1 protein-coding gene is annotated in these 1,514 nt (G+C 42.7%); it reads right to left on the bottom strand.

Going from position 1 to position 1,514, the window contains the following annotated elements:
• Positions 1 to 61 precede the first annotated feature (61 nt).
• Positions 62 to 1,461 (bottom strand): IS3 family transposase gene (locus T504_RS14465; protein ID WP_156033548.1). Its coding sequence is split into 2 segments (ribosomal slippage): positions 62 to 993 and positions 993 to 1,461, totalling 1,401 coding nucleotides; the frame shifts between segments, so codons are not numbered across the junction.
• Positions 1,462 to 1,514 lie beyond the last annotated feature (53 nt).

Below are 1,514 nucleotides of genomic sequence, written 5' to 3'. Positions count from 1 at the left end.
TGTAGTGACCCCATAAAGTTAGACCTTACCGGTAGTAGCAATTATTTGCGGCTACCGGTTTTTATGCTGCGGCATGACGTAAACGATAATCTACTGGGCTGAGCCACCCCAGCTTGGCTTTGATTCTGTGCTTATTGTAGTATGTGATGTAATGCCGTATAGCTCGTTCAAGTTCTTCGAAGCTGTGATAGGTATGCCCATAATAGATTTCCTGTTTTAGCAGGCCAAAGAAATTTTCCATCACGCTATTATCCAGACAGGTGCCTTTGCGAGACATACTTTGAAAAATTCGTTCTTCCTTTAATCGGCCTACATAGCTGCCCATTTGGTAAGCCCATCCCTGGTCGGAATGGAATGTTCGACGATAAGGGCAGTCGCTGGTAATGGCAATTGCCTTATCCAAAGCAGACATAATGCCTTGTGACGATGGCCGTTTGGTGATACTAAAGCTAATGATTTCACGATTATAAAGGTCAAGGAACGGGTCTAGATATGCCTTGCGTGTAAGAATATTCCCGTTGGTGTCCATTTCATAATACTTAAATTCAGTGGTATCTGTGGTGATTTTTTGATGTGGAATACATGTATCGAAGCGGCGACGTAGCCGATTGGGAGCAATACGCCCAACAGTACCTTTGTAGGAACTGTACTTGCGACTCTTGTGAGAGAAAGCTTTTACCTGTAGCCCTAATTTCTGGACAAGGCGCTGAACCTTCTTGCGATTGACTAAAAGGCCCTCTTTGCGGAGCTTACCCCAGATTCGACGATAACCAAAGTCCTTGTCACTCTGCCGAATGGCTTTGATTTTTGCTTCTAACTCAGCATCCGGATTTTTGCGGTCGAATCGTTGTTGCCAATACATGTAAGTGGCTTTAGGAAGTTTTATAACTGCAAGGATGTCTTTTAATTTGAATGATCCTCGGAGACTGTGGGCGATCCTTGCTTTCGCTTCTGCGCCTCTTGCTCCAGGCGCAATCTCCTCAGTCCTTTTAAATAAGCCACCTCAATACGTAGCTTGAGATTCTCTTCTTCTAACTGCTTAAGTTTCTCATCTGTATTCATATTGCATTCTGGTGTAATACTGGCTTTATCTGGCACCTTTGGCCGCCTGCCTTTCCGTTGCGGTTTGAGACCTTCTATACCAACAGCACGATAGCGTTGAACCCAGTTAGCTAAAAGGCCCTCAGATTTCAAATTAAGTTGAAGTGCCAATTCGTGGTAAGAAATCTCTGTACTTAAATATAACTCTACAGCATTTACCTTGAATTGGAAAGAATATGTTTCATTTTTTCTTGACCGCTGAAGCCCATCTTTCCCCATTCTACGATATTTTCCGACCCACTCTTGAATGCATTTTGGGGAAGGGATGTCATATTTTTTTGTTAAGGCAGTATATCCTATATGTCCATTCAAATACTCTTGGACTACCTTACATTTAAATTCTGCACTATATTTTGCCATAAAAAGACCCCCATAAGTTAGATTCCTTGGTCTAACTTATGGGGGTCTCTACA

The organism is Selenomonas sp. ND2010, assembly GCF_000702005.1.
Classification (GTDB): Bacteria; Bacillota; Negativicutes; order Selenomonadales; family Selenomonadaceae; genus Selenomonas_A.
The sequence above is the reverse complement of the archived record's forward strand: the minus strand, read 5'-3'. Positions and strand labels throughout refer to the sequence as shown.